The 26233-nt window shown below is 59.8% G+C and carries 27 protein-coding genes and 1 tRNA gene; 14 read left to right on the top strand and 14 right to left on the bottom strand.

Features of this window, described 5'->3' with window-relative positions; genetic code table 11:
- Positions 1 to 154: 154 nt before the first annotated feature.
- The 8 genes from PH562_RS10345 to PH562_RS10310 all read left to right on the top strand — a co-directional run bounded on the left by PH562_RS10345 (position 155) and on the right by PH562_RS10310 (position 7649).
- A complete protein-coding gene (locus PH562_RS10345; protein WP_285172891.1) occupies positions 155 to 1333 on the top strand; it encodes a phosphoserine transaminase in 1179 nt (392 codons plus the stop codon).
- 145 nt (positions 1334 to 1478) lie between these two features.
- Complete coding sequence (gene serA / locus PH562_RS10340; RefSeq protein WP_285172890.1) at positions 1479 to 3074, top strand: phosphoglycerate dehydrogenase; 1596 nt, start codon at positions 1479 to 1481, stop codon at positions 3072 to 3074.
- A 205-nt stretch (positions 3075 to 3279) separates the two neighbouring features.
- Entirely contained in the window at positions 3280 to 3927 is a 648-nt protein-coding gene (locus tag PH562_RS10335) for a lysophospholipid acyltransferase family protein (protein ID WP_285172889.1), read from the top strand.
- A gap of 2 nt (positions 3928 to 3929) precedes the next feature.
- Positions 3930 to 4880: a phosphatidate cytidylyltransferase gene (locus tag PH562_RS10330; protein ID WP_285172888.1), complete on the top strand. Its 951-nt coding sequence runs from the start codon at positions 3930 to 3932 to the stop codon at positions 4878 to 4880.
- The gene (locus tag PH562_RS10325) at positions 4877 to 5278 is read left to right on the top strand and encodes a hypothetical protein (RefSeq protein WP_285172887.1); all 402 of its coding nucleotides are present in this window, start codon (positions 4877 to 4879) and stop codon (positions 5276 to 5278) included. Before PH562_RS10330 ends, PH562_RS10325 begins: the two co-directional genes overlap by 4 nt.
- Before the next feature lie 6 nt (positions 5279 to 5284).
- Positions 5285 to 5938: a CDP-alcohol phosphatidyltransferase family protein gene (locus PH562_RS10320; protein ID WP_285172886.1), complete on the top strand. Its 654-nt coding sequence runs from the start codon at positions 5285 to 5287 to the stop codon at positions 5936 to 5938.
- A 270-nt stretch (positions 5939 to 6208) separates the two neighbouring features.
- On the top strand, positions 6209 to 7408 hold the full coding sequence (mnmA, locus tag PH562_RS10315; protein ID WP_285172885.1) for a tRNA 2-thiouridine(34) synthase MnmA: 1200 nt from the start codon (positions 6209 to 6211) through the stop codon (positions 7406 to 7408).
- 164 nt (positions 7409 to 7572) lie between these two features.
- Positions 7573 to 7649, top strand: a tRNA-Met gene (locus PH562_RS10310).
- 96 nt (positions 7650 to 7745) lie between these two features.
- On the opposite strand, the gene PH562_RS10305 is transcribed toward PH562_RS10310, so the two are convergent.
- Positions 7746 to 7955: a hypothetical protein gene (locus PH562_RS10305; protein ID WP_069611809.1), complete on the bottom strand. Its 210-nt coding sequence runs from the start codon at positions 7953 to 7955 to the stop codon at positions 7746 to 7748.
- A gap of 211 nt (positions 7956 to 8166) precedes the next feature.
- Positions 8167 to 8421: a PilZ domain-containing protein gene (locus PH562_RS10300; RefSeq protein WP_285172884.1), complete on the bottom strand. Its 255-nt coding sequence runs from the start codon at positions 8419 to 8421 to the stop codon at positions 8167 to 8169.
- 237 nt (positions 8422 to 8658) lie between these two features.
- Between PH562_RS10300 and PH562_RS10295 the strand changes: the two genes are divergently transcribed.
- Entirely contained in the window at positions 8659 to 9120 is a 462-nt protein-coding gene (locus tag PH562_RS10295) for a hypothetical protein (RefSeq protein WP_285172883.1), read from the top strand.
- Between the two features lie 103 nt (positions 9121 to 9223).
- Here PH562_RS10295 and PH562_RS10290 read toward each other — a convergent pair whose 3' ends face one another.
- The 4 genes from PH562_RS10290 to PH562_RS10275 all read right to left on the bottom strand — a co-directional run bounded on the left by PH562_RS10290 (position 9224) and on the right by PH562_RS10275 (position 10869).
- Positions 9224 to 9475 (bottom strand): DUF6074 family protein, encoded by a 252-nt coding sequence (locus PH562_RS10290; protein ID WP_069611806.1) that lies wholly within the window; start codon positions 9473 to 9475, stop codon positions 9224 to 9226.
- Positions 9476 to 9596: 121 nt separating this feature from the next.
- Complete coding sequence (locus tag PH562_RS10285; protein WP_069611805.1) at positions 9597 to 9851, bottom strand: DUF982 domain-containing protein; 255 nt, start codon at positions 9849 to 9851, stop codon at positions 9597 to 9599.
- A 312-nt stretch (positions 9852 to 10163) separates the two neighbouring features.
- On the bottom strand, positions 10164 to 10352 hold the full coding sequence (locus PH562_RS30730; protein WP_350223772.1) for a DUF982 domain-containing protein: 189 nt from the start codon (positions 10350 to 10352) through the stop codon (positions 10164 to 10166).
- Positions 10353 to 10608: 256 nt separating this feature from the next.
- Positions 10609 to 10869, bottom strand: coding sequence for a DUF982 domain-containing protein (locus PH562_RS10275; protein WP_092712227.1), 261 nt, complete (start codon positions 10867 to 10869; stop codon positions 10609 to 10611).
- A gap of 260 nt (positions 10870 to 11129) precedes the next feature.
- Here PH562_RS10275 and PH562_RS10270 point away from each other — a divergent pair, with 260 nt between their 5' ends.
- Together PH562_RS10270 and PH562_RS10265 are read left to right on the top strand one after the other, a co-directional pair.
- Positions 11130 to 11825 carry a DNA-3-methyladenine glycosylase I gene (locus tag PH562_RS10270; RefSeq protein ID WP_285172881.1) on the top strand — a complete coding sequence of 232 codons (696 nt, stop codon included), beginning with the start codon at positions 11130 to 11132 and terminating at the stop codon, positions 11823 to 11825.
- Positions 11826 to 11880: 55 nt separating this feature from the next.
- Positions 11881 to 12912 carry a hydroxyacid dehydrogenase gene (locus PH562_RS10265; protein WP_285172880.1) on the top strand — a complete coding sequence of 344 codons (1032 nt, stop codon included), beginning with the start codon at positions 11881 to 11883 and terminating at the stop codon, positions 12910 to 12912.
- Positions 12913 to 12975: 63 nt separating this feature from the next.
- Here the strand turns inward: PH562_RS10265 and PH562_RS10260 are convergent, their stop codons facing one another.
- From PH562_RS10260 to PH562_RS10245, 4 genes are all read right to left on the bottom strand, one after another.
- Positions 12976 to 13632: a methionine ABC transporter permease gene (locus tag PH562_RS10260; protein WP_285172879.1), complete on the bottom strand. Its 657-nt coding sequence runs from the start codon at positions 13630 to 13632 to the stop codon at positions 12976 to 12978.
- On the bottom strand, positions 13622 to 14707 hold the full coding sequence (locus PH562_RS10255; RefSeq protein ID WP_285172878.1) for a methionine ABC transporter ATP-binding protein: 1086 nt from the start codon (positions 14705 to 14707) through the stop codon (positions 13622 to 13624). The genes PH562_RS10260 and PH562_RS10255 overlap by 11 nt, the downstream gene beginning before the upstream one ends.
- 367 nt (positions 14708 to 15074) lie before the next feature.
- Positions 15075 to 15923, bottom strand: a complete 849-nt coding sequence (locus PH562_RS10250; RefSeq protein ID WP_113231726.1) for a MetQ/NlpA family lipoprotein — start codon at positions 15921 to 15923, stop codon at positions 15075 to 15077.
- A 212-nt stretch (positions 15924 to 16135) separates the two neighbouring features.
- Positions 16136 to 16639: a cupin domain-containing protein gene (locus PH562_RS10245; protein ID WP_285173039.1), complete on the bottom strand. Its 504-nt coding sequence runs from the start codon at positions 16637 to 16639 to the stop codon at positions 16136 to 16138.
- 329 nt (positions 16640 to 16968) lie between these two features.
- On the opposite strand from PH562_RS10245, the gene PH562_RS10240 reads away from it, so the two are divergent.
- Entirely contained in the window at positions 16969 to 17358 is a 390-nt protein-coding gene (locus tag PH562_RS10240; protein ID WP_113231728.1) for a BRA0787 family protein, read from the top strand.
- A 56-nt stretch (positions 17359 to 17414) separates the two neighbouring features.
- On the opposite strand, the gene PH562_RS10235 is transcribed toward PH562_RS10240, so the two are convergent.
- On the bottom strand, positions 17415 to 17828 hold the full coding sequence (locus PH562_RS10235; protein WP_285172877.1) for a carboxymuconolactone decarboxylase family protein: 414 nt from the start codon (positions 17826 to 17828) through the stop codon (positions 17415 to 17417).
- Between the two features lie 233 nt (positions 17829 to 18061).
- On the opposite strand from PH562_RS10235, the gene PH562_RS10230 reads away from it, so the two are divergent.
- On the top strand, positions 18062 to 19222 hold the full coding sequence (locus PH562_RS10230; protein ID WP_285172876.1) for a CaiB/BaiF CoA transferase family protein: 1161 nt from the start codon (positions 18062 to 18064) through the stop codon (positions 19220 to 19222).
- 41 nt (positions 19223 to 19263) lie between these two features.
- Positions 19264 to 20541, top strand: coding sequence for an L-fuconate dehydratase (locus tag PH562_RS10225; RefSeq protein ID WP_285172875.1), 1278 nt, complete (start codon positions 19264 to 19266; stop codon positions 20539 to 20541).
- Between the two features lie 73 nt (positions 20542 to 20614).
- Here PH562_RS10225 and PH562_RS10220 read toward each other — a convergent pair whose 3' ends face one another.
- From PH562_RS10220 to ggt, 3 genes are all read right to left on the bottom strand, one after another.
- Entirely contained in the window at positions 20615 to 22168 is a 1554-nt protein-coding gene (locus PH562_RS10220; protein ID WP_285172874.1) for an alpha/beta fold hydrolase, read from the bottom strand.
- Positions 22169 to 22514: 346 nt separating this feature from the next.
- Entirely contained in the window at positions 22515 to 23969 is a 1455-nt protein-coding gene (locus PH562_RS10215) for an MFS transporter (protein ID WP_285172873.1), read from the bottom strand.
- Positions 23970 to 24323: 354 nt separating this feature from the next.
- Positions 24324 to 26066, bottom strand: coding sequence for a gamma-glutamyltransferase (gene ggt / locus PH562_RS10210; RefSeq protein ID WP_285172872.1), 1743 nt, complete (start codon positions 26064 to 26066; stop codon positions 24324 to 24326).
- Positions 26067 to 26233 lie beyond the last annotated feature (167 nt).

Here is a 26233-nt window from a genome sequence, read left to right as displayed (position 1 = left end):
GCGCGTAACTTGCACGTCATCACACTTTCTGCACGACTTCGTGAGGGAGCGCCATCCGCAATTTTTGCTATTGCGCTTGCGGGCGGCTTCCAATATATCCGGCGGCGGGACACTCCTCCCCAACGAGGAGCTTTCTATCTGAGAGGATAGCATCATGACTAAGCTCGCCAAGCCGGACGTCCGTCCGAATAATACCCATTTCTCTTCTGGTCCATGCTCGAAGCGTCCCGGTTGGACGCTTAACGCCCTTTCTGACGCGGCTCTAGGCCGTTCGCACCGCGCGAAGGTCGGTAAGGCCAAGCTGAAGCAGGCCATTGATCTCACTCGCGAAATTCTGGAAGTGCCAGCGGATTACCGAATCGGTATCGTTCCGGCTTCCGACACCGGCGCCGTCGAAATGGCGCTCTGGTCGCTGCTCGGCGAACGCGGTGTCGACATGCTCGCCTGGGAAAGCTTTGGTGCCGGCTGGATCACCGACGTCGTCAAGCAGCTGAAGCTCAAGGACGTCCGCAAGCTCGAAGCCGGCTACGGCGAGCTGCCCGATCTTTCCGCTGTCGATTTCGACCGCGACGTGGTCTTCACCTGGAACGGCACCACCTCGGGTGTTCGCGTTCCGAACGGCGATTTCATCCCGGCCGACCGCAAGGGCCTGACGATCTGCGATGCCACCTCGGCCGCATTCGCTCAGAACCTCGATTTTGCCAAGCTCGATGTCGTCACCTTCTCCTGGCAGAAGGTTCTGGGCGGCGAGGGCGCACATGGCGTCATCATCCTGTCGCCGCGCGCCGTCGAACGCCTGACAACCTATGTGCCCGCCTGGCCGCTGCCGAAGATCTTCCGCATGACTAGCGGCGGTAAGCTGATCGAAGGCATCTTCACCGGCGAGACGATCAACACGCCTTCGATGCTCTGCGTCGAAGACTATATCGACGCTCTCCTCTGGGCGAAGGATCTCGGTGGCCTGAAGGCGCTGATCGGCCGTGCCGATGCCAATGCCAAGGTCATCCATGACTTCGTCGCCGCCAACGACTGGATCGCCAATCTCGCCGTCAAGGCAGAGACCGCGTCCAACACCTCCGTCTGCCTGAAGATCGTCGACAAGGATGTCGTCGCTCTCGATGCCGATGGCCAGGCGAATTTCGCCAAGGGCCTGGTTGCGCTTCTCGAAAAGGAAGGTGTGGCCTATGACGTCGGCCATTACCGCGACGCACCATCGGGCCTGCGTATCTGGGCTGGCGCGACGATCGAAGCTTCCGACATGCAGAAGCTGATGCCCTGGCTCGCCTGGGCTTTCGAAACGCAGAAGGCGACGCTCTCCCAGGCTGCTGCCTGAGGTTTGAGGCGTTTACGGCTCCGCCACGACAGGCGGAGCCCAGCATCCCGAAATTCTCGTTGTTTTCATGCAATTCCACACGGAAAGCCGTTTTCGTATCTTTCCCGGATTGCGCGTCTTAGCTGACCCTTTTCAGGAGGCCTCCATGGCACCTCGCGTTCTCGTATCCGACGAACTGTCGGAAACCGCCGTCCAGATCTTCCGTGACCGCGGCGTCGAAGTCGATTTCCAGCCGCAGCTTGGCAAGGACAAGGACAGGCTGTTCGAAAACATCGGCAATTACGATGGTCTTGCCATCCGTTCCGCCACCAAGGTGACGGAGAAGATCATCGAAGCGGCCAAGAATCTCAAGGTCGTCGGCCGCGCCGGCATCGGCGTCGACAATGTCGATATTCCGGCCGCCTCGCGGCGCGGTATCATCGTCATGAACACGCCGTTCGGCAATTCGATCACGACCGCCGAACACGCTATCGCGCTGATGTTTGCCGTTGCCCGTCAGCTTCCGGCGGCCGATGCCTCGACGCAGGCCGGCAAGTGGGAAAAGTCCAAGTTCATGGGTGTCGAAATCACCGGCAAGACGCTCGGCATCATCGGCGCTGGCAATATCGGCTCCATCGTCATTGCCCGCGCCCTCGGCTTGAAAATGCATGTTCTTGCCTATGACCCGTTCCTGTCCAAGGAGCGCGCCGAGGAAATGGGCGTCACCAAGGTCGAGCTCGACAAGCTCTTCGCCGGCGCCGACTTCATCACGCTGCATGTGCCGCTGACCGACAAAACCCGCAACATCATCGACGCCTCTGCGATCGCCAAGATGAAGCAGGGCGTGCGTATCATCAACTGCGCCCGTGGTGGTCTGGTCGATGAGGCGGCCCTTGCTGCTGCCATCAAGTCAGGCCATGTCGCCGGCGCCGCCTTCGACGTCTTCGAAGTCGAGCCAGCCAAGGAAAGCCCGCTCTTTGGTCTGCCGAACGTCGTCTGCACGCCGCATCTCGGTGCCTCCACGACGGAAGCGCAGGAAAACGTCGCTCTTCAGGTCGCGGAGCAGATGGCCGACTACCTCGTTAAGGGCGCTGTCTCCAACGCCATCAACATGCCCTCGATCACGGCTGAAGAAGCGCCGATCCTCAAGCCGTTCATCAAGCTTGCCGATGTTCTCGGCGCCTTCGTCGGCCAGGTCACGGACGATCCGATCAAGGAAATCGAGATCCTCTATGACGGCGTCACCGCCAACATGAACACCAAGGCCCTGACGAGCGCATTGCTCGCTGGCCTGATCCGCAATCAGGTTGCCGACGTCAACATGGTTTCGGCGCCGATCATGATCAAGGAAAAGGGCATCGTGCTCGCCGAGGTCAAGCGCGACAAGACCGGTGTCTATGACGGCTATATCAAGCTGACCGTCACGACTGACAGCATGACGCGCTCCGTCGCCGGCACCGTCTTTTCGGATGGCAAGCCGCGCTTCATCCAGATCAAGGGCATTAATCTCGATGCGGATGTCGGCAACCATATGGTCTATATCGCCAATACCGACGTCCCCGGCATGATCGGCTTCATCGGCACGACGCTCGGCTCTGCCGGCGTCAATATCGCCAATTTCCAGCTCGGCCGTGACAAGCAGGGCGGCGATGCCATCGCGCTTCTCTATGTCGACGGTCCGATCAGTGATGAGGTGCTCGGCAAGCTGACGGCGCATCAGGCGATCCGTCAGGCAAAGCCGCTGGTGTTCAACGTCGACTGAGCCTGTCCGCCCTGAAGAAGGGCGGCAGCCACAGAGTTCGCTCCCAAGAGCCAATCCGAAAGCCCGGCGCGAGGTGAGTTGCGCCGGGCTTTCTTCATGGTTGTGAGGGTTGTGGATAAGCTCGGCCCGCAGACTATCGGGAGCCGCGAAAGGCGCCTATCTCTATGTCATGGAGGCTTTACGGAAGAACATTTTCGGGGAAGGAATGGGCACGCCGATCGAGTGGCTGGCAAAGCCGGTCTCGGTGGCGATCGTGCTCTTTGCACGGGCCATTACCGCCGTTCGGGCGATCTGGCCGGACAGCGGCATACAAACCCGCCGATGCGTCTATTTCGCCAATCATTCCAGCCATGGCGATTTCATCCTGATCTGGACTGTCCTGCCGCCACGATTGCGCCGACGCGTGCGCCCGGTGGCGGGCGCGGATTATTGGCTGAAATCGCCGCTGAACAGCTTCGTCGGTAGAGATGTTTTCAACGCCGTGCTGATCGAGCGGGATCGCGAGGCACGCAAGGAAGATCCGGTCACGCAGATGACGCAGGTGCTCGATGCCGGCTCCTCGCTGATCCTGTTTCCAGAGGGCACCCGTAATCTCACCGAGCAGCCGCTGCAGCCTTTCAAGAGCGGGCTTTTCCATCTTGCGCAGGCTCGCCCTGATATCGATCTCGTGCCCGTCTGGATCGACAACCTCAATCGCGTCATGCCCAAGGGCGAGTTCGTACCCATTCCGCTGATCTGCACGGTCACCTTCGGCGAGGCGCTGCATATCGGGGAGACCGAAGAGAAGGCGGAGTTTCTGGCGCGAACCGAAGCCGCGCTGCTGGCGCTGGCGCCCAAGCGGGCGGGAGACTGAGCATGGGCGCGGCAAGTGCCGATCTGATCCACCTCGTTCTTGGCATTTTCGGCGTCCTGATCGTCGCCTCGGTCATCGGCTACGTGCTGGAACAGCGCCTTTCGCCGGACGGATCGAATGCCGCGATCGAAAATCTGAATGCGCGCATCAAGGCCTGGTGGGTGATGGTGGTGCTGATCGGCATCGCCTTCATTGCAGGGCGCGCCGGCGTCATCCTGCTCTTCGCCTTCTGCTCCTTTGCGGCGCTGCGCGAATTCATGACACTGATCAACACGAAGCGGGCGGACCACTGGGCGCTGGCCGCCGCCTTCTTCGTGGCCTTGCCGGTGCAATATTATCTGCTCTGGGCCGAGCAATACGGCATCTATTCGATTTTCATCCCCGTCTACGCCTTCCTTTTCATGCCGATCATCGCGGTGCTGCGCGGCGATACCGAGCGGTTTCTGGTGCGTATCGCCGAGGTGCAATGGGCGCTGATGATCTGCGTCTTTTGCGCCTCGCATGTGCCGGCACTGCTGACGCTGCACATTCCGGGCTATGAAGGCCGCAACGTGCTGCTGATCGCTTTTCTGGTGATCGTCGTGCAGCTCAGCGACGTCCTGCAATATGTCTGGGGCAAGTTGTTCGGGAAAACGAAGATCGCGCCGCGGCTGTCGCCATCGAAAACGCTGGAGGGCTTCGTCGGTGGCGTCATCAGCGCTTCTCTGATCGGGGCAGCGCTCTGGTGGGTGACGCCGTTCACGCCGCTGCAGGCCGGGCTTCTCGCCTTCGTCATCACCATCATGGGCTTCTTCGGCGGGCTCGTGATGTCGGCGATCAAGCGGGATCGCGGCGTCAAGGATTGGGGCCATCTCATCGAGGGCCATGGTGGGTTGATCGACCGTCTGGACTCGGTCGTCTTTTCCGCGCCGATCTTCTTCCATCTCGTGCGCTACTGGTGGTCGCTGTCATGACAGGAAAGCTGAAAGCGCTTGCCGGCAGCAGCATCGTGCATGTGCTTTTCGCCTTCCTCGCCATGGGCGGCTGGGCTTTCTTCGCCAACCGCATGCACCCGATGCCGCGGCCGCTAATCGCGGGCTGCGTGCAGGGCGTGCTTTCGGGCTGCCTGACGCTGTTCCTGAAATCCGTGGTCGAAGCTTTATCGCGGCGGTTCGCCGGCTCTACGCGGCTTTGGGCGCCGCCGCTGATCGCCTGCTTCGGTTCGGCAACGATCCTGGTCGCCATCCACGCGCTGAGCGGCACACCGGAGATCCTGAAGACCATCGCCGTGCCGCTGCTGGTCTCTTCCAGCTATGCGGCGATCTACAATTATTCGATATCGGGCGGAAGGCTGCGAAATCATGAGGGGTGAGGGCGTATGACCGGCGAGGGAACAGGCGACAGGCGGCCGCTGGCGAGCCGCAACACGCGGTGGGCACAGGCACTGGCGCGGCGCATGACTGCGCTTTCAGTGACGCCGAACCAGATATCGCAGGCAAGCATGGTCATGGCAGCACTGGCCGGGGCTTCGTTTTGGCTCTCTGGCGTTGCCAGCGGTATCGGAATGCGGGTGTTCTTGCTGATCCTTGCCGCCTTGTTCTGCCAGTTGCGCCTGCTCTGCAATCTGCTTGATGGCATGGTGGCGGTCGAGGGCGGGAAGGGTGAGGCCGATGGGCCGTTCTGGAACGAGTTTCCGGACCGCATCGCCGATATCCTCATCTTTGCCGGCATCGGCTATGGCATGGCAGCACCGGGACTTGGCTGGGCTGCTGCCGCCCTTGCTGTGCTGACGGCCTATGTTCGCGAACTCGGACGTGCTACGGGCAATCCGAGCGATTTCAGTGGCCCGATGGCCAAGCAGCATCGCATGGCGGTTGCGACGGCGGGGGCTTTGCTTTCGATTATCGAGGCGTTATGGAGCGGCGGCAGCTGGGTTTTGACCATCGCGCTTTGGGTCGTTGCCGTCGGATCGGCGGTTACGGTATTGAGGCGCAGCCGCAATCTGATCCGGCATTTGAGGGCGAAGGGCTGATCCGCACTTTTGCCGCCCCCTTGCGCCGGATAGCGATCCTTTCTATATCCCTCCAGAATTAGGCGGGCTGCGAAGAGCGCGGCCCATTGCCCGCATGAAAATTCGCCGCTTTTGCATGGCATCCGGCGGCAGGAAGCATGATTCCGAAAAGTGTGCAGCGGTTTTTGGATCAGATCATGCGAAATGAAATCGTGAGAGCGTGACGACGTTTCGAAGAAACGTCTCCCGCTCGGCAGCATCGAAGATCGTTCAAGACTGGCGGCAACGACCGTGAATACACTGGATTTTGACAAGAGGCCGGAAGATACCCGCGTCGTCGTCGCCATGTCGGGCGGTGTCGACAGTTCCGTCGTTGCCGGCATTTTGAAGCGGCAGGGCTATGATGTGCTCGGGATCACGCTGCAACTCTATGATCATGGCGCCGCGGTGCATCGCGCCGGCTCCTGTTGCGCCGGTCAGGATATCGACGATGCGCGCCGCGTCTGCGAGACGCTCGGCATCCCGCATTACGTGCTCGACTACGAAAAGCGCTTCCGCGAGACTGTCATCAATCCCTTCGCCGAGAGTTATGTCGCCGGCGAAACGCCGATCCCCTGCGTGGCCTGCAACCAAACGGTCAAGTTCGCCGATCTTCTGCTGACTGCCAAGGAACTCGGCGCCGATGCGCTGGCGACCGGCCATTACATTCGCTCGCGCCCGAATCCCTCCGCTGAACATCCGCATCGTCGTGCGCTCTATCGCCCGGCCGATGCCGATCGCGACCAGAGCTATTTCCTCTTTGCGACCACGCAGGAGCAGATTGACTATCTACGCTTTCCGCTCGGCGGCATGCCCAAGGCTGAGACGCGCGCGCTCGCCGAAGAGATGGGCCTCGTCGTTGCCAAGAAGGCCGACAGCCAAGACATCTGTTTCGTGCCGCAGGGCAAATATTCCGATGTCATCGCCAAGCTGAAGCCGAATGCGGCGCTTGCCGGCGAGATCGTCCACCTCGACGGCCGCGTGCTTGGCCAGCATGAGGGCATCCTGCATTACACGATCGGCCAACGCCGCGGCATCGGTGTTGCCACAGGCGAGCCGCTCTACGTCGTCTATCTCGACGCCCGCTCGCGCCGCGTCATCGTCGGCCCCAAGGAAGCGCTGGAAACGCATCGCGTCTATCTGCGCGATGTCAACTGGCTCGGCGATGAGCCGCTGGAGCAAGCCGCTTCCGGCGAGGGCTTTGCCTGTTTCGCCAAGGTGCGGTCCACCCGCGCACCGTCCCCGGCTGTGCTGCATGCCGATGCCAGCGGCATCTATGTCGACCTCACAGTCGGCGAAGCCGGCGTGGCTCCCGGCCAGGCTTGCGCGCTCTATTCAGCACCCGGCGACGACGCGCGCGTCTACGGCGGCGGCTTCATCGAACGCTCGGAGCGTGAGCCGATGGCGGAAGCTTCCTTGAAGGCACTGCTGGCAAGCCCGGTTGCGGCTTGAAAGATAGATAAGGTCGGTTTGTAGAAACCACTGATTTTTCCAAATCATCCGCTTGACACCAAGCCGAGCCGCACCTTATAAGCCGCTCAACCGACGAGCCAGCGCTTTTCGAGCGGGCGGTTCGTTTGACCTTTGTGTTTGCTGCTAAACAGCAAACACGGCGTGGCGGAGTAGCTCAGTAGGTCAGAGCAGAGGAATCATAATCCTTGTGTCGGGGGTTCAAATCCCTCCTCCGCTACCATACGTCCCTCCAACAATTCTGCACGGTTGCCTAAAAGAGTGCTCGTTTGCTAGGGGCACGGAAGCTAAACCCCTTCTACATTTGCAAGGGCCGAATTCAAGAACCGGCCGCGCCGATTCCTTTGGGGCCATCGAGACGAGCGACGTCATCATCTAAGGTTCGTACTGCCGCTGCCAAGGTTGCTAGTGCCGACATCATGAGAGCATGGTCCTGGCCTTCCTGGGATTGCGACTGGGCCAGAGCAAGAGCTCGATCATGAAGCTGCTGGCTGATGGTATCGAGCCGATCGATAGTGTCTTGATTCATAGCCGTCTCCTTCACAAACCCATTCGGCAGAGCGCCATATGTTTGGGAATGCATGGTGCGGCTTATTTGTTCCGGGCGAACCTGATCGGCAGGGCGGCAACTGCGATCCGGGATATTGTTGGCAACTCCATATCGATCAGATTTGGCTGATAGCTCTTCCGGTACCATGTGTTGCAAGGCGGCCCTAGGCATTAGCCGGCGAGGGACGGCCTCATATAAATTCGACGCCCATGCTGTTGATTTTTCGCCAGCGCACCGCGCAGGCCAACAGTCTCTCATCCGAAAGTTGCAGTTTGAAGGCGTTGGGTGCGGCGAGTGGGTTTTCGATTTGGATCATGGCGCCGGTATCGGACAGATTTCGGATGAGGCAATCGAAGACCGAGTGGCCGTCATTAAATATGATTTTCGCGCCGAGAAGCGTTCGCTTTCGGGTGGTTACCCGGCCTTCAGGTGAGAATGCCGTCATCGCGCTGACTCCTACGTTCCTATTTTTACTAATATGGCATGTTCTAATATCGAAGATATTAACGGGAAGTGGCGAATTGAACGCTTTCCGTCTGTCAGAGGCAGCGAAGGGGAGTGGCGGGTATCGCAAGATGTCGGCTGGACGGAGGCAGGCCCAGGCCGGAGCATCGGCACTGCCATATCTTCGAAAAACTATCTCTCCGGCTTGATCGCAAGCGGAATATCTCAGCAGAGTCGGATGAAGGTGGCCACCGGCGAACAAGTCGCCGACAATTGCGTTGTATTTTCAAATGGCCATGAAAATCCACGCGACATATCTTGCAAGACGAAATCTGCTCTGGCACCGTGCTGCCATAGGGGATCGGGGTTCTCAATGAGATTGTTTTTGGCAGCGGCCACCATGCTGGTGATCGCCAATTCCGCGATGGCTGCAGACGATGCCGTGGGCAATGCGTTCCGGGTCTGCAAGATGATCGACAATACCGGCTTGTTTACCGCGCCGTGCCAGGTTTCCAGCCGAAGGTACGCCGTCATGGCGACCATAGATCTGCCGAGTGCCGATGCCAGAAAGGCCTGCGCGCAGATCACGGGCGTGGCTTCGTCGAAGGGGCTCCATTTTCCCGGAGGAGAATGGACCGTGCAGATCAAGTCACCGACCAGCGGCGATAAATCCATCGCATTTTGTAGATTGCCGAAATAAACAATCCTAAGAAAACTGCGTAGCGGCTTTCCGTCCGGAACTGCAAAAAAAAAGGGATGGAGCGTTCTCGCGATTCAAGGAGAACCGGAGGGTTCTAACGCCGTTAGGCCGAGGCGTTCAGTTCCTCTTCGGCATAGGCAAGCTGCAGTTCCATCTGGACCGCATGCATGAAGAGGCCGGCTTGCCGCGAGATTTCGCCGTCTTCCACTCCCTGTTCGCGCAAGGCGTTGGCAAAGAGTGCCATTTCCGAGCGCCAGAAGCGGTTTGCTGCCTCGCCATGTAGCTGCTGAAGGGCTGTGGCACACCGCCTGACATCACTGGTACGCCTGTCGGCAGGGAATGGTAGAAGCGACATATTCTCTCCGTCATCGGCAGGAGCGAATCGCCTGCCTCTGTTGGCAAGATCGCCGGCACTCGTTCATAAAAAGTGAATAATGTCAGAGAGATCCCGCCTGTGGCGGGAAGGGAGGGGAATTTCATTGCATTACGGATATGCCTGCTTCTCGGGCAGCCTTGATCAAGGCCTCTCTCACGGCTTCGGCAGGGACGGCGCCAAGCATCGCTTCGAGGCAGATCCGTACCGCTGCGACATAGTCTTCCCCATTTGCCACCGGCCAATGTTCCAGCAGCAGCTCTGCAACCTGATGTACCGAATTGACGCGGCGGGTTCCGCCGTTCTCTCCCATGACAAGCGTGACAGCTGGAAATGGTCGTAAAGTGTTTCGTTTCAAAACGCATTACCTCCGAAACGTTCATGCTTCGGTAACACAGCAAGAAGCGTTCCGATTCGAACGCTTTCCGGCTGATGTCAGTGAAACAGGTTCCGCTCCCTGCTGCTTACGAGCAAATTCACCTCGTGAATACCCGCGATAGTTGTAAAATGCGAGGGCGTCGTACATTTCCCGCAGAATTGAATGGGTCTTGAGGGAGCTTGTGATCATGCAAGCGCGGTGGCTTTGACGGTACTGTGCCGAGACGCCGCATGCACAGCACGAAAGCTTGCGTATTCAAACAAGAATCGGCCACAGGTTCAATATCGCTATCTAGTCGAGCACACCGGCTTCGATGCAGGCCTTGATGAACACCTTCCTGGCGTACTCACAAAGAAAGGGGTCGGTCTCGGCTTCAAGGCAGAGGCTTCTGGCCGAATCGTATTTTTCGCCTCTGACGGTTGGCCAGCGGAGAAGAAGGTGATTGTGGGCTTCCTTCGGGCTCCGGATTGCTTCCGGCATGCCGTGGCCGATGCGCAGATATACGGGCTCAGGCCAGCGGCTTGCGCCGGCCTTAAAGGTCATTTTCATTTCGATGATGCTCCGACATTGCGAGTGAAACTCCCGCCACGGCAAAAAGTTTCGCAATTTCCGGAAATCGGTCCGCACCATTTTTGTAAGAGCGGTGCGGTGCCAAACAGTGTGGCAGCCTACCGGACTATGCGCAATCAAGCCTTGTGAAAACAGTGCGCAGCAGGTCTCGAAACAGGCAGCAATCTTACTGAATCACCGGCATCTCAAGGGGGACGCCAGCCTCCGATGCTGCAGCGACAAAGCTGTTGCGAGCTTCCAGCGGTTGTCCCTGGCCTCGTTCGACATCGGCACAGACCTGTAGAGCCATCATGAAAGCTTTACCCTCTGCGACAGGCCATGCGTTCAGCAGCATGTCCAGAGCCTCCTTCGTGTTCGCGACCGTATAGACTTTTCCGGTGCGCTTGCAGATGACCATGATGGGATAATTCCAGTCTTTATTGTTCATGGCAGGAGGCTCCGATCCGACGCCGCCGAAATTAACGCTACGGTGTGCGAAATCTCAAGTTAATTTCAAGACGATATCTGGAGCAGTTCGGAACTGTTTCAATCGTCGGGAAATCAATTCGAATGCCGGCGTGATCAACTTTCGAGTCATAACTTTCTACGTCGTGTTTTTCACAGCAAATCATTGCATGGAGATTGCTTGCACTGGGCGATAAGATCGTAAAAGACTTGTCGTTACAGCGTGGCCGATGGGAGCGGGTGATGGGAAGCTTTGCCGAGATCAGAAAGCGGGCCGAGAAGCGCAAGGGAGGCGCCGACGGGTTAAAGGCGCTGATGCCCAAGGCGCCGAACCATGAGGTGCTGCGTGCTCTGCCCGATGATCGGATCTTGTCGGAGATGACGCGCTACATCTTTTATGCTGGTTTCGTGCGTAACGTCATCGATTCGAAATGGGCTGGTTTCGAAACGGCATTCTCCGGCTTTGACCCCGCCTTTCTCAATCTGGCGCCGGATGATTACTGGCATGATCTGACTTCGGACGCACGGGTCATCCGCAACGGCGCCAAGATCATGTCGGTGCGGGACAATGCGCAGTTCATCCGCCAGCTTGCCGACACGTATGGCAGCGCCGGCCGCTTCTTCGCCGACTGGCCGCTGGAGGATCAGATCGGCCTGCTTGCGGTTCTGGACAAGCAGGCAAACCGGCTCGGCGGCATGACCGGCCAATATCTCCTGCGGGCGATCGGCCGCGACAGCTTCGTCATGAGCCATGACGTTCTCGTCTGTCTGCGGCTTTCCGGCGTGCCGATTTCTGAAAGCAAACCGACGAAGAAAGACCTGCGTCTGATCCAGGATCAGTTCAATGCCTGGCATGCCGAGACGAGTCTGCCGCTCACCCATCTCTTGCGCATCTGCGCTTTCTCCGTCGGAATGCCAGGGGAAGAGGACGAGGCCTGATTGATCTGGTCCCTGGAATGCTATTGGATCGCCTCGCCAGACAGGGAGGAATAGAATGACCGCCGATAGCAGACCCTTGGCCATCAGCGCGCCAGAGCCGCGCTCGCTCGAGCTTATCTTCACCAGGGACGCTCTGTCGCTCCTTCATTCGAAATATCGCATCGTCGAGGCGGATCCGGACAATATCGCCGGACTGGGCGACGAGGTGCTCGTCGAGGCGCGCTACATCATCGGCCAGCCGCCGCTATCGAGGGAAACGCTGGATCGCATGCCGCAACTGCGTTGTATCCTGAATGTCGAGAGCAATCTCATCAACAACATGCCCTATGAAGTGCTTTTCGAGCGCGGCATCCACGTCGTGACCACTGGCCTCGTTTTTGCCGAACCGGTCGCCGAGATCGGCCTTGGGTTTGCTCTGAGCCTGGCGCGCGGGATCGTCGATGCCGATGTCGATTTCCGCGAGGGCAGGGAACTCTGGGGTGGCGATGGCAATGCGAAGGCACGGCTCGTTGGCGGCAGCGATATTGGCATTGTCGGCTTCGGTGATCTCGGCAAGGCGCTGAACCGCGTGCTGTCCGGCTTCCGCGCCAATATCAGGGTCTTCGATCCCTGGATGCCGCCGTCGATCCTCCGGGAACACGGCGTTCAGCCCGCTGGGCTCGATGAGGTGTTATCCAACAGCGATTTCGTGTTCGTGGTCGCATCGGTCACTAGCGAGAACAGGGGTTTTCTCGGGGCAGAGGCTTTTGCGAAAATGCGCGAGGGAGCGGCCTTCATTCTGCTCAGCCGCGCCGATGTCGTCGATTTCGATGCACTGATGGCGGCTGTCGCTTCGGGCCGTATCGTGGCGGCAAGCGATGTCTACCCCGAGGAGCCGCTCAGCCTTGATCATCCAGTACGCAAGCTCAAGGGTTTTCTCCGCTCGGCCCACCGCGCCGGTGCGCTCGACAGCGCCTTCAAGAAGATGGGCGACATGGTGCTGGAGGATATGGATCTAATGGATCGCGGCCTGCCGCCGATGCGCTGCAAGCGTGCCGAGCGGGAGACCGTATCGCGCATGCGCTCGAAGCCGGTGACGCGCAACTGATCTTTCGTCTTCACTCCCGGAGCAATGTCTTTCTGCACTGGGAATGGATTTGTATCGATGGAGCTAGCGGCGATCGAGCCGATTGGCGAGGCGATCGCCCAGCCATTGCATGCCCCAGACCAGAATGATCAGGATGATGACGACGGCGATCATGACGCTCGTCTCATAGCGTTGATAGCCATAGCGGATGGCAAGGTCGCCGAGGCCGCCGCCGCCGATCGTGCCGGCCATGGCCGAAGCGCCGATCAGTGTGACCATGGTCACGGTGAAGCCGGCGACAATGCCGGGCATCGCTTCCGGTATCAGCACTTCGCGGACGATAGTCCAGCGATTGCCGCCCATGGCGCGCACGGCGTCGATCAGGCCGCGATCGACATCGCGCAGCGAGACCTCGGCAACGCGAGCATAATAGGGGATCGCTGCGATGGTCAGCGGCACGATCGCGGCCGTCGTGCCGAGCGCCGTGCCGACGATCAGACGCGTCAGCGGGATGAGGGCGATGAGCAGGATGATGAATGGCACGGCGCGGAAGCCGTCGACCAAGATGCCCAGAACGCGGTTGATCGCACTCTGTTCGGCGATGCCGCCGCGGCTGGTGACGACGAGGGCAAGGCCGAGCGGCAGGCCGATGATGAGGGAGAGAAAGCCGGAGGCGCCCGTCATCCAGATGGTTTGCCAGAAGGAGCGCCAAAGCAGGCCGAGGATTACATCAGTTGTCATAGCCTAGAACCTCCACCCGGGCGGAGCGGGCTTTCAGAAAATCGCTGACTTTAGTCGGCAAGGTTGCATCGCGCGTCGGCACCGCGACGAAGAAGCGGGCGACGGGCTGGTTCTGGATATGGTCGATGCCGCCATGGACCAGCCGGAAGGAGCGGGGAAGGGCGGCCGAAAGCTCGGCAAAGAGTGCGCCCTGCGCGGCAGGGCCGGCAAGATCGACGCTCAGGATAGCCTCGGTGCCCGATGTCGGGGAAAGGCGAGCGGCAATATGGTCGGGAAGCTGCGGGCGGGCGCCGCTGAGCAGGCTGGCGGTGATGTCCTGCTGAGGATTGGCGAAAACGGTCCACACGGAACCTTCTTCGACGATCCGGCCGGCATCGATGACCGCGACACGATCGGCGATCGAGCGGATCACTTCCATCTCGTGGGTGATGAGCAGGATCGTCAGGCCGAGCTTGCGGTTGATGTCCTTCAACAGTGCTAGGATAGATCGGGTAGTTTCGGGGTCGAGCGCCGATGTCGCTTCGTCCGACAGGAGAATTGCGGGCCGCGCTGCGAGGGCGCGGGCAATGCCGACGCGCTGTTTCTGGCCGCCGGAAAGGGCCGCTGGATAGGCCTTCGCCTTGTCGGCAAGGCCGACGAGCTCCAACAGCTCGCGGGCACGCTGCAATCGTTCTGCCTTGGCGACGCCTTCGATCTTCAGCGGTAATGCGATGTTTTCCTCGACCGTTCTTGAGGACAGCAGATTGAAGTGCTGGAAGACCATGCCGATGCGGCGGCGCAGCGGCTGCAATTCCTTCTCCGAAAGGCGGGCGATGTCGCGGCCCTCGATGTGGATCTCGCCGCTATCGGCGCGCTCCAGCCCGTTTAGGCAGCGGATCAGTGTCGATTTGCCGGCGCCGCTGCGGCCGATGATGCCGACGATTTCGCCGCGCCGGGCGGTCAGCGTTATGCCGTCCAGCGCGGGTGTGCTGCCAAACCGGCGGCGGACATCGACCAGGCGGACGATCTCGTCGCCGGCCGTACGCTCGGGCGGCGCCTGTCCGTCAATCGATGTGGCTGGGGTGAAGGAATTCATTCTGTGTCTCTTTTTGAAAAAACGACCTTTGAGTTCGCGGAGGCCATTATACCCCCCTCTGTCCCTTTCGGGACATCTCCCCCACAAGGGGGGAGATCGTTGTGAGTATGCCGCGCGTTCTGCGAAATAAATCAGCCGGGTATCAGCAGATGCGATGTTCGTTTCTGGCAATGGCTTGCCACGAGTTTACGATCTCCACCCTTGTGGGGGAGATGTCACGAAAGTGACGGAGGGGGTATGTACTCTCCGCGAACTCCATAACCAACTATAAACTTCATCGCATCCTGCCGGGGAAAACATCAAAGGCGGCCCGGGCAAGATGCCCCGGCCGCCGCCGTTCAGCGCTGTCCCCCGCGCCGTCCTGATATCAATAGGCGCTCTGGCCCGTACCCTTGTAGACCTTGTCGAATTCGGCCTTGACTGTATCGTTCTGATAGGATGCGACCAGCGTCTTGACCCAGGCTTCATTCTCGCTGCCCTGCTTGACGGCGATGAAGTTGCGGTACGGATTGTTTTCGGTCTGCTCCTGCGCGATGCGGTCTTTCGCCGAGAGCCCTGCTTTCAGTGCCCAGTCGGTGTTGACAACGGCTGCATCGAGATCATCGATCGAGCGGCCGACGATGCCGGCATCCAGCTCCTTGATGTCGACGTTCTTCGGATTTTCTGCGATGTCCGCGGTAGTGGCGAGGATGCCGGTGCCGTCCTTGAGCTTGATGATGCCTTCATGCTGCAGAACGAGAAGCGCGCGGCCTTCGTTGGACGGGTCGTTTGGCACGCCGATGGCGGCGCCCTTCGGAAGCTCGGCCACGGTCTTGTACTTCTTCGTGTAAAGGCCGATCGGCCAGATGCCCGTGTAGCCGGCAATCGCGATGTGATAGCCGTGCTGCTTGATCTGGTTGTCGAGGTAAGGCTTGTGCTGGAAGGCATTGGCGTCGATTTCGCCGCGCTCGAGGGCTTCGTTCGGCTGAGTGTAGTCGTTGAAAACGACAGGCTCGACCTTGAGGCCCTTCTTGGCGGCTTCAGCGACCACGACGCGCCAGACATCCTCGTCCTCACCGCTCATGATGCCGACCTTGATCGTCTTGTCCGCGGCGAAGGTCTGCGGTGCGGTTGCCGTCAAGCCGAAGACGGCGACAGCGGAGGCAAGGATGGCGGCAAGGCCGGCGCGGCGGGAAAGGCGCAGCGCGTCGAAACCTTTAGAAAGCTTTTCAGTCATGGGAAATCCTGTTCCAGATGATCGAGATCGTTCTCTCGTTGACATCAGGATCATTTCAGAGGTGCGTCCTGTCCGCGAAGCAGGATCATGCGTTGTGCACTGCGGTTCTGAAAAACTCTTTTCAGTGCAACGCAAAAGAGCAAACTTATTTTCTATAATTACTATAGATTACTTATGCGGCAAAATGGGCATTTGCTCAAAAATTAATCAGCTCACCGATGGATCGGGTCCTTCCAGAGGACCTCTTCCGGTTTTTCCACTGGTTCGATATCGAGATTGACCACGACTGGTTCCTGGCCTGAGCGGACCAGAACGCATTCCAGCGTTTCGTCGCGGCTGGCATTGATCTCCTGATGCGGCACATAAGGCGGCACGAAGATGAAGTCGCCGGGGCCGGCTTCGGCGACGAATTCCAGGTTCTCACCCCAGCGCATCCGAGCTCTGCCCTTGACGACATAGATGATGCTTTCGAGATCGCCGTGATGATGCGCGCCGGTCTTGGCATTGGCGTGGATGGTCACGGTTCCGGCCCATATCTTTTCAGCGCCGGCGCGGGCATGGTTGATCGCGGTTGCGCGGTTCATGCCGGGGGTCTGAGCCGTATTCGGGTCGAGGGCATTGCCCGGGATGATCTTGATGCCATGCTCGCGCCAATCGACGTGTTGGTGGCCGTGATCGTGGCCGTCCTGATGATCGTGTTCATGGTCGCCGCACATGGTCGTCCTTTCGGCGCTGGAGAGAGATTCGCATGTCTTCCACAAATGCGCTGTCATTTCACTCTACGCGAAGTCATTCAAAAATAAAGAGAATTACACAAAATTTGCAAAGAGGCTTTTCAAGTCGAGATTAATCTATAGACTTGATCAAGTTACATGACCGGTGGGAACATTTCGTGTGCGTCCCGCGTTGCGCCGGTCACAAGATGGTTTGCCGCGCCGCTCCCCTATTTAAGGCGCGCCAAACTGAAGAAGCAGCGCTTGGGTCTCGGAGGAGAGACCATCAACTTTCATATATGCGCCGGACTTCCAATTGAAAGGAGACAGACATGTCGAATGCCTTGCCGCCCCTTCATGAGGGTCATGCCCCTATCACTCTGCAGCAGCTTTTCCGCGAAGCGCTCTATGCCTTCGAGGAATGGGACAGCGAAGTGACCGAACCGATCGTGACGTTCGAGGGACGTATCCATCCCATCAGCGTCGTGTTCGAAGCCATGCGCGAATGCACCGATATCGTGCCCAACAATATCGTCTCGGCCGTGACCGAGCGGCTGACCAAGCCCTGGGAAGGTGAAGGTCCGCTCGACACGATGACCTTTTCGACCGCCGCCCGCGTCATGGGCGTTCTGGTTCGCAAAAGGCTGCTGGCTGTAAACAACGGTCTCAACGTTGCCGCCATTGCGGCAGATAGCCAGACGGCGGAAACGTCGGATCGCTAAAAGCGAAGATTGTTTATGGAAGGCCCGCCGGCATGTGCCTGCGGGCCTTTTGCGTTTCATCGGCTGCCGACATCGAATTCCGGATCGACGGGGATCTGCATCGCCGTCACGAGATGGTTGGTCTGTCCAGCCAGCCCGATAACCGCCAGCAGCTCCCCATGCTGGGCGTCAGTCATGCCCTTCGCCCTGGCGGCGGCCGTGTGCGAATGGACGCAATAGCTGCAGCCGTTGGCCGTGGAGACGGCTATGTAAATCATCTCCCGCACGAGCGGGTCGAGCGCGCCCTCCGCCATCATGACCGCTTTCAGCCCTTCCCAGGTGCGCTTCAGCAGGGCGGGATCGTTTGCCAGGCCGCGCCAGAAATTATTGACGAAGTCGGACTTTCTCACCGCGCGAATGTCGTCGAACACCGCCTTGACCGCCGGGATTGCCTCGGCTTCCGCATCGTCGAGCAATTTGACCGTTGCCATTCTCTTCTTCCTTTCAGCAACTCTCATTATGTGGAAGCATACTGTATTTCCTGGTGAGATGGGTGGGCGGAGCCTCGATTATCCTCCCTCTTTTCGTTTGCAAAAATCATCCATATGTGAAAATACTATTTACATAAGAAGATTGAGGCTGACGCAGAAACCGGTGACGAGGATAGTCCTCAAGGCGGAGAGGCGCTTTGAGCCGGAGCGATGTCAGGGGAGCTGGAGTATCGATGGCGCTGAAGAAGGACTTGCCGCTGGCCGGACTTGTCGTTGTCGACATGAGCCAGTTTCTGTCCGGTCCCTATTGCTCGCTGCGACTGATGGATCTCGGCGCGAGGGTGATCAAGATCGAGCGTCCCGGTGGTGGCGATCTTTCGCGCGGGCTTTATCTCAGCGACGATGAAAGCGGTGATTCGACAATCTTCCACGCGATCAACCGCTCCAAGGAAAGCTTGGCGGTCGATCTGAAAAACGAGCGCGATATGAGCGCGCTGCGCAGGCTGATCTCCAAGGCCGATGTGCTCATCCAGAATTTTCGCCCCGGCGTGATCGAGCGGCTGGGGCTGGACTATAAGGCCGCAAGCAAGCTCAATCCGCGCCTCGTCTATTGCTCGATCAGCGGTTACGGCGAAGACGGGCCATGGGTCGCGCGGCCGGGGCAGGATCTTCTGGCGCAATCGCGCTCCGGGGTGATGTGGCTGAACGGCGACGAGGGACAGGGGCCGGTGCCTTTCGGCCTGGCGATCGGCGATATGCTGGCGGGTGCGGCTGCGGCCCAGGGCATTCTGGCGGCGCTGGTACGGCGCGGCGTGACGGGCGAGGGCGGACTGGTGGCGACTAGCCTGCTGGAAGCCCTGGTCGATCTGCAGGTCGAGGTGCTGAGCGTGCACATGAACAACGGCAACAAGCTGCCGGAGCGCTCCCATGTCCGCAGCGCCCATGCCTATCTTTCCGCGCCCTATGGCGTCTACCCCGCTGCAGACGGCTATCTCGCCATCGCCATGACACCGATTTCCAAGCTTGCCGGTCTGCTCGGCATGGATGAGCTTGCGCGCTATCATGATGACCCCAAAAGCTGGTTCACGGCACGCGATGAAATCAAGGCGCTGATCGCGGCGCGCATCGCCAGCCGCAACGTTGACGACTGGCTTGCGATCCTCGAACCTGCCGACATCTGGTGCGCAAAAGTGCTGAACTGGCCGGAGCTTCTGGGCAGCGAAGGTTTTCGCGTTCTCGACATGCTGCAGACGGTCGGGCGCGATGATGGCGTCAGCCTGCAGACCACCCGCTCGCCCATCCGCATCGATGGGCAGCGGCCGAAATTCGAGCGTGCGGCCCCGCACGTTGGCGAGCATAATGCGGCGCTCTGGGAGGAGTTCGACCTTGGCTAAAGGGGTCGAGAGGTCGCGATGGATTTAGAAGGAGTTTTCCAATGACGCGCATCACCAATCTTCGCGTTTTCGATTTGCGCTTCCCGACATCACAGAGCCTCGACGGTTCGGATGCGATGAATCCGGATCCGGACTATTCGGCAGCCTATGTCATCCTCGAGACCGATAAGCCGGGTCTTGCCGGCCATGGCCTGACCTTCACCATCGGCCGCGGCAATGACATTTGCTGCATGGCGATCGAGGCGATGCGGCATCTGGTCGTGGGAACGGAGCTTGCGACGGTTCTGGAAAACCCAGGCAAATACTGGCGGCATCTGACCAGCGACAGCCAGCTACGCTGGATCGGCCCGGAGAAGGGCGCGATGCATCTGGCAACCGGCGCCGTCGTCAACGCCATCTGGGATCTGCTGGCCAAGGAAGCCGGCAAGCCGGTCTGGCGGCTGGTGGCTGAGATGGACGCCGAGCAGATCGCCGATATCGTAGACTATCGTTACCTGACCGATGTGCTGACCCGCGACGACGCCGTCGCCATCCTGAAGAAGGCGGAGGCCGGCAAGGCCGACCGCATCGCCACGCTCGAGCGCGAGGGCTATGCCTGCTACACGACCTCGGCCGGCTGGCTCGGTTACGACGATGCTAAGCTGCGCCGCCTGTGCCAGGAGGCGATCGATGCCGGCTTCAACCATGTGAAGATGAAGGTCGGCCGTGATCTCGAGGACGATATCCGCCGCCTGACCATCGCCCGCGAAGTGATCGGTCCCGACCGCTATCTGATGATCGACGCCAACCAGGTATGGGAGGTCGATCAGGCGATCGACTGGGTGAAGAAGCTCGCCTTCGCCAAGCCCTTCTTCATCGAAGAACCCACAAGCCCGGACGATGTTGCCGGACACCGCAAGATCCGCCAAGCCATCGGTCCTGTAAAGGTCGCGACCGGCGAGATGTGCCAGAACCGCATCATGTTCAAGCAGTTCATCGCTGAGGGCGCAATCGACATCGTGCAGATCGATTCCTGCCGCATGGGTGGCCTCAACGAAGTGCTGGCGGTGCTGCTGATCGCCGCCAAGTATGGATTGCCGGTCTGGCCGCATGCCGGCGGCGTTGGGCTCTGTGAATATGTGCAGCACCTGTCGATGATCGATTATATCGCCGTATCCGGCACCAAGGCTGGCCGCGTCATCGAATATGTCGATCACCTGCACGAGCATTTCGTCGACCCCTGCATCATCCGCGACGCCGCCTACATGCCGCCGAGCCTGCCGGGCTTCTCCATCGAGATGAAGCCGGCATCGATTGCGGAATATACGTTCAAGGGGTGATCCCTGCTGTATCCATCAAAGCAAAAGCCCGCCAAATGGCGGGCTTTTGTCGTTCACGTTTAGCAAATCCGCGTCAGGCGGACTCGTTCAACCATTCCTGAACGACCGGCACGTCGGCATCGTCAAACTCATGACCGCCGGGAACGGTCGCAAGTTCGACCTTGGCGCCGCCAGCGCGCAGGCGTTCGGTCAGCGGTTGGGCATAGGGGCCATACAAATCCTTCTCGCCGGCGACCACCAGCACCTGGGCATCCGACATATCCGCCGCTGGCGGGTTTTCGAGAACGGCCATGGAGCGCAGCAGCACGGCACGGCGGATGAGGTGCGGGTGCAGCGACAGCATGGCGTTCAGCAAATTGGCGCCGTTCGAATAGCCGATATAGACGATGCGATCCGGATCGAGCCCGTAGGCATGGACTGCGCCGTCGATGAAGGCGGCGAAGGCTTCGGCCTCGCTCACGATATCGGCCTGATCGAAGGACATCGGTCCATTGCGACGGAACCAGCGCGGTGCACCTTCCTCGAGTGCGCGGCCGCGCACGCTGAGCAAGGTCGCATCGGGGTCGATCTTATGGCCGAGCGGCAGCATCGTCGTCTCGTTGGCGCCGGAGCCGTGCAGCAGAACGAAGACATTGCTGTTCGGCTCGCCTGGCGTGAAGAAGCGATGGATGAAGGGCAGGTCGCGATAGATGACGCGCGGTTCGCCGGGCATAGAGAACTGCGGCAGGATCACGTTCAGCTCGGCTAAAAGCTTCGGACTATCGCCGGGAGCGAAGAGGCGCGTGCCAAGCGTCGCTTCATCCTCGTCGATCAACATGCCAGGCGCATCCGTCGCGAGTTCGAACAGGATCTGGCCGGGTTCGCGGACATAGAGCGAGCGGAAATATTTGCGGTCATGCATCGTCGTCGGCCCGGAATCGATCGCCTGCAGGGCGGCGTGGACCGATTGCAATTCCGCATCGTCGGCGGCGCGAAAGGCAACGTGATCGACCGTACCTGTTCCCGGGGCACTCGCCCAGAAGCCACGGGCATCGCGGATGTCGAGGATATCGCCAGGCTCCGAGACGAGCCGGCTGATCGCTCCGTTGGTGGCGAGCGGACGGTAGTCGAAATGGTCGACCAGCATGGCTTGCGTCTCCTCTGGCGTTTCGCTGAACAGCGTTGCGCCGCGGATGCGGGCAATCGCGTGCTCCTGCGGAATGGTGTCGCTCGTCCAAGGAGCTGCGGCCTGCAGCGTGTTCGTTCCCACCAGTTTGATGATGACGCCATCCGGGTCCTTCAGCCTCAGGACCGGCTCGCCGAATTCCTCAGATGGGCCTTCCGGTTTGAGGCCGGCACTCAAGGCGCGTGTCAACCAGTAACCGATGCTTGCCGGATCGATGGCGAGCGAGATTTCGCCGATCTGGCCGACGCCGGCGCGGCCGGGAGAACCATCCTCCCAAACCAGAAACGTAATCAGCGAGCCGGGCGAACCCACGGCATCGCCGTAGAGGAGATGAAGCTGCGTGGCGTCCTCGAAACCGCCGGTCCGCTTGACGAGGCGTAGCCCGAGGAAGCCGACGTAGAAATCGACATTCGCCTGGACCTTGCGAGTGATCAGCGTGATGTGATGGATGCCGGCGACCATGGGATGCTCCAGACTGTTATTTCGTTCTGGTCGCTATTTAGGTCGAGGTCATTGTTCAATGCAATGCGCTGCCCGTGGAGGCACTGTTCACAAAAGACGCTATTGCAGGAGTAGGCGGGAGGGGTATCGCATACGGGTGGATCAGCACCGGAAATTCCTTCTCCCCTTGGGGAGAAGGTGGCCCGAAGGGTCGGATGAGGGGGCTATCGATTTGAATTCATGGATTTTCGTAGTCGTGGCGGGCACCCCCTCATCCGCCTGGCGGCACCTTCTCCCCGCTGGGGAGAAGTGGGCAGCTGCGATTTCAGTTCATAAGTGATTGCCGTGGAGTTGGGGGAGGCGAGCATCAATGCTCGCCGAGGCCGTCTTCCGGCGATCTGCGGCGGTGGCCGCTGATTTCCGAACCGGCGGTCCGCGAGAAGCTGGCGTTCCAGATCACCGCAAGCAGCGCAATGGCTGTCACGACGATGAAGGCGACGGAGAAGTCGATCATCTCGGCCTTTGTCTCCCCACGCAACTGCATCGAGCCATGCAAGGCAAGGGCGGCGACGCAGATGCCGAGAGACAGCATCAGCTGCTGGAACGTTGAGTAGAAACTCGTCGCGATGCTCATGCGGTCGCGCTCGATCTCGTCATAGGCAATCGTGTTGTAGGCCGTGAACTGGAACGACATGAAGAAGCCGCAGAAGAACAGGATCACGAAGATGACGGGCAGCGGCCAATCCGGCTTGAAAAGCGCGCACATGCCATAGCCGAGCGTGCCGATCAGGCCGAAGATGATGAGGGCGGTGCGAAAGCCGAGCGTGCGCAGGATGCGGACCTGCAGAGGTTTCATGGCCATGGAGCCGAGCGCGGTCGCAATGGCGATCTGGCCGGCGGCCGCGGCCGAAAGACCGAAGCCGAGCTGCAGCATCAGCGGGATCAGGAAGGGATGGGCGCCCTGGCTGATGCGCGTCAGCGAACCGGCGATGACCGAGGTGCGGAAAGTCGGCACCTTCATCAAGGAGAAATCCATGATCGGCGAGGGGTGCTTGCGGGCATGGCGCAGATAGGCGATGCCGAACAGAAGGCCGATGGAGATCAGGAAGACCGCCATATAGCCTTCGCCCTCGCGGCTCGACATTTCAAAGCCGAAGAGCAGAGAGCCGAGCGAAATGCCCGAGAGGATGAAGCCTGAGAGATCGAAACGGCCGGTGCGCGGGCCTTTCACCTCCTCGATGAACATGGTCACCAGGACGAAGCCGATGATGCCGATCGGCACGTTGATGTAGAAGATCCAGCGCCAGTCGAGATAGGTCACGAACATGCCGCCGATCGGCGGGCCTAGAATGGGGCCGACCAGCGCCGGGATCAGCAGCCAGGACATGGCGTTGACCATATCCTTGCGGGCGACGCTGCGCATCAGCACGAGGCGACCAACGGGCAGCATCATAGCGCCGCCGAGACCCTGAAGAAGGCGCGCGATCACGAGGAAGAACAGGTTCGGCGCCTGCGCGCAAAGAAGCGAGCCGACAACGAAGACCGCGATGGCGGACCTAAAAACGGTGCGTGACCCGAAGCGGTCGGCGATGGCGCCGCTGGCGGGAATGAAGATCGCCAGGCTGAGAAGGTATGAAGTCAGCGAGATACTCATGGCCGGCGCGCTGACGCCGAAGTCTCTCGCCATGGTCGGAAGGGCTGTTGCGAGCACGGTCGCGTCGAGCTGTTCCATGAACATCGCACTTGCTACGATAAGTGCTACTACACGAAAATTCGGTGCGGCCCGCCGGACGGGGGCGGCCTGGAATATCTGATCCGACATTGTCGGGGATCGCTCTCGATGGTGCGGTGGGGTCGTAAGACAGAACCGCAAGTCTGGTCATGGCGCGAAGGCCTATTTGAACGGCGGTTGTATACTCCTGCTTGCACGCGATTGCTATATCAGAAATCGCAAATCCCATTCATGGGATGAAAAAAATGACGCATATGCAGGGGCAAACGGCATCAAATGAACGTGAGGTGAATGAATTGGCGCGATATCGCGCCGAAATGCTCACGCTTGGTTTTTTCGCGTAAGATAATGTGCTCGTTTGGTCGGATGCCATAAGCAAAAAGACCGGTGCCAATTGGTGGTGGCACCGGTCCGAGTCGCCGTTTTCAGCAGGCGCCGAGGCGATCAATAGCCTTCGGCAAGCCCCGAGCCGGCGCGGCTATCCATGGCGCCGTTGTAGCGGGCGCCGCCGCCCTTGGCGATGTCGCTGAGGCTCTTGCCGCCGACAAGGATGCCGGCCGCCTGGCCCCAGATCGGCCAGCTATTGTCGACCTGAACCGTGTAGCCCATGCCGGTCAGAAGCTTGATCGTATCGGGTGAGAGCGCACGCGGCTCCATATAGACCTTGTCGGGCAGCCATTGGTGATGGATGCGCGGAGCATCGATTGCCTCCTGAATGTTCATGCCGAAATCGATGACGTTGATGATCGCTTCCAGCGTGATGGTGATGATGCGCGAGCCGCCGGGGCTGCCGATCACCATGAAGGGCTTGCCGTCCTTGGTGACTATCGTCGGGCTCATGGAGGAGAGTGGCGTCTTCTTCGGCTGGATGGCATTGGCCTCGCCCTGCACCAGGCCATAAAGGTTGGGCACGCCGGGCTTGGAGGTGAAGTCGTCCATCTCGTTGTTCAAGAGGATGCCTGTGCCGGGTGCAACGACGCCGGCGCCGAAGGAGCCGTTCAGCGTATAGGTGACGGCGACAGCATTGCCGTCATTGTCGATGATCGAATAATGCGTTGTTTCGTGGCTTTCGCCGAGGCCCTTGGGCATCAGATCCTTGGAAACGCCGGCCTTGTACGGAGAGATGCCGTCGCGGATCTTCTGGGCATAGGCTTTATCAAGCAGCTTGCTGACGGGATTGTCGACGAAGTCGGGATCGCCGAGTGCCGAGTTGCGGTCGATATAGGCATAGCGCATGGCTTCGACCATATAATGGACCGTGTCGGCCGAGGCGTAACCGGTATAGGAGAGCGGGTAGCCTTCCAGCACATTGAGGATTTCGCAGATGATGACGCCGCCGGAGGAGGGCGGCGGCGAGGAAATGATCTCATAGCCGCGATAATTGCACTTCACGGGCTCGAGCTCGCGGACCTTGTATTGTTCGAAATCCTGGTTTGCGAGAATGCCGCCCTTGTCCTGGCTTGCCTTGACGATGGCGTTGGCGACCGGCCCCTTGTAAAAGCCGTCCGGCCCCTGATCGGAAATGCCGGATAGGGCATTGGCGAGATCCGGCTGGACCAGCTTGTCGCCTGTTGCGAAGGGCTTGCCGTCGGACTTGGTGAAGATCGCGGCGGTGGCCGGGTCGCGCGACAGCCACGCCTTGCCCTCATTCAGTTCGGCAGCATCGGCCTGGTTCAGCGTGAAGCCTTCCTTGGCATAACGAATGGCCGGCGCAATCAGATCCTGGCGGGACTTGGTGCCGTATTTTTCGCGGGCCGTCTCGAAGCCCATGACCGAGCCGGGGACGCCGACGGCGAGATAGCCATCGGTGCTGGCGCCTTTGACGATATTGCCCTTGTCGTCGAGATACATGCCTTTGGTCGCCGCCAAGGGTGCGCGTTCGCGAAAATCGAGGAAGGTCGTCTTGCCGTCGCGCATACGGATGGTCATGAAGCCGCCGCCGCCGATATTGCCGGCGGTCGGGTAGACCACGGCCAGCGCATAGCCGACCGCAACGGCGGCATCGACGGCATTGCCGCCATTCTTCAGCACCTCAACGCCGACATCGGTGGCGAGATGTTGAGCGGTGACCACCATGCCATGCTCCGCCTCGACCGGTGGCGGCGCGGCAGCTCTGGCGGTGACGGAAAAGAGAGCAAATGTGACCAGGGTTACCGACGAAATCGCCCGCTGGCGGAAGTGGCGCATGATGAATATGCCTCCCATTATTATCTTGATGGAAAATCGCCAACGCATGACATGGCGTCGCGCGCGAAAATGGCGATATCCGCTGTCACAATTTTTAGAGCGTGATGCCGAAAAGTGTAAGCGGTTTTCGGATGGCGTCACGCTCTACTTCTTTGATTCTAGGGCGG

This window comes from Rhizobium centroccidentale (assembly GCF_030182565.1).
In the GTDB taxonomy this organism is placed as follows: domain Bacteria; phylum Pseudomonadota; class Alphaproteobacteria; order Rhizobiales; family Rhizobiaceae; genus Rhizobium.
The sequence above is the reverse complement of the archived record's forward strand: the minus strand, read 5'-3'. Positions and strand labels throughout refer to the sequence as shown.

Coding starts and splice junctions, on each gene's coding strand:
- PH562_RS10255 (WP_285172878.1), bottom strand. CDS start 14,707: ATGAATTCCTTCACCCCAGCCACATCGATTGACGGACAGGCGCCGCCC.
- PH562_RS10335 (WP_285172889.1), top strand. CDS start 3,280: ATGGGCACGCCGATCGAGTGGCTGGCAAAGCCGGTCTCGGTGGCGATC.
- PH562_RS10300 (WP_285172884.1), bottom strand. CDS start 8,421: ATGACGGCATTCTCACCTGAAGGCCGGGTAACCACCCGAAAGCGAACG.
- PH562_RS10220 (WP_285172874.1), bottom strand. CDS start 22,168: ATGGTCGCCGGCATCCATCACATCACGCTGATCACTCGCAAGGTCCAG.
- PH562_RS10230 (WP_285172876.1), top strand. CDS start 18,062: ATGGCGCTGAAGAAGGACTTGCCGCTGGCCGGACTTGTCGTTGTCGAC.
- PH562_RS10240 (WP_113231728.1), top strand. CDS start 16,969: ATGTCGAATGCCTTGCCGCCCCTTCATGAGGGTCATGCCCCTATCACT.
- serA (WP_285172890.1), top strand. CDS start 1,479: ATGGCACCTCGCGTTCTCGTATCCGACGAACTGTCGGAAACCGCCGTC.
- PH562_RS10225 (WP_285172875.1), top strand. CDS start 19,264: ATGACGCGCATCACCAATCTTCGCGTTTTCGATTTGCGCTTCCCGACA.
- PH562_RS10270 (WP_285172881.1), top strand. CDS start 11,130: ATGGGAAGCTTTGCCGAGATCAGAAAGCGGGCCGAGAAGCGCAAGGGA.
- ggt (WP_285172872.1), bottom strand. CDS start 26,066: ATGCGCCACTTCCGCCAGCGGGCGATTTCGTCGGTAACCCTGGTCACA.
- PH562_RS10330 (WP_285172888.1), top strand. CDS start 3,930: ATGGGCGCGGCAAGTGCCGATCTGATCCACCTCGTTCTTGGCATTTTC.
- PH562_RS10245 (WP_285173039.1), bottom strand. CDS start 16,639: ATGTGCGGCGACCATGAACACGATCATCAGGACGGCCACGATCACGGC.
- PH562_RS10320 (WP_285172886.1), top strand. CDS start 5,285: ATGACCGGCGAGGGAACAGGCGACAGGCGGCCGCTGGCGAGCCGCAAC.
- PH562_RS10215 (WP_285172873.1), bottom strand. CDS start 23,969: ATGTCGGATCAGATATTCCAGGCCGCCCCCGTCCGGCGGGCCGCACCG.
- PH562_RS10275 (WP_092712227.1), bottom strand. CDS start 10,869: ATGAACAATAAAGACTGGAATTATCCCATCATGGTCATCTGCAAGCGC.
- PH562_RS30730 (WP_350223772.1), bottom strand. CDS start 10,352: ATGCCGGAAGCAATCCGGAGCCCGAAGGAAGCCCACAATCACCTTCTT.
- PH562_RS10235 (WP_285172877.1), bottom strand. CDS start 17,828: ATGGCAACGGTCAAATTGCTCGACGATGCGGAAGCCGAGGCAATCCCG.
- PH562_RS10325 (WP_285172887.1), top strand. CDS start 4,877: ATGACAGGAAAGCTGAAAGCGCTTGCCGGCAGCAGCATCGTGCATGTG.
- PH562_RS10305 (WP_069611809.1), bottom strand. CDS start 7,955: ATGAATCAAGACACTATCGATCGGCTCGATACCATCAGCCAGCAGCTT.
- PH562_RS10260 (WP_285172879.1), bottom strand. CDS start 13,632: ATGACAACTGATGTAATCCTCGGCCTGCTTTGGCGCTCCTTCTGGCAA.
- PH562_RS10295 (WP_285172883.1), top strand. CDS start 8,659: ATGAAGGTGGCCACCGGCGAACAAGTCGCCGACAATTGCGTTGTATTT.
- PH562_RS10250 (WP_113231726.1), bottom strand. CDS start 15,923: ATGACTGAAAAGCTTTCTAAAGGTTTCGACGCGCTGCGCCTTTCCCGC.
- PH562_RS10265 (WP_285172880.1), top strand. CDS start 11,881: ATGACCGCCGATAGCAGACCCTTGGCCATCAGCGCGCCAGAGCCGCGC.
- PH562_RS10290 (WP_069611806.1), bottom strand. CDS start 9,475: ATGTCGCTTCTACCATTCCCTGCCGACAGGCGTACCAGTGATGTCAGG.
- PH562_RS10345 (WP_285172891.1), top strand. CDS start 155: ATGACTAAGCTCGCCAAGCCGGACGTCCGTCCGAATAATACCCATTTC.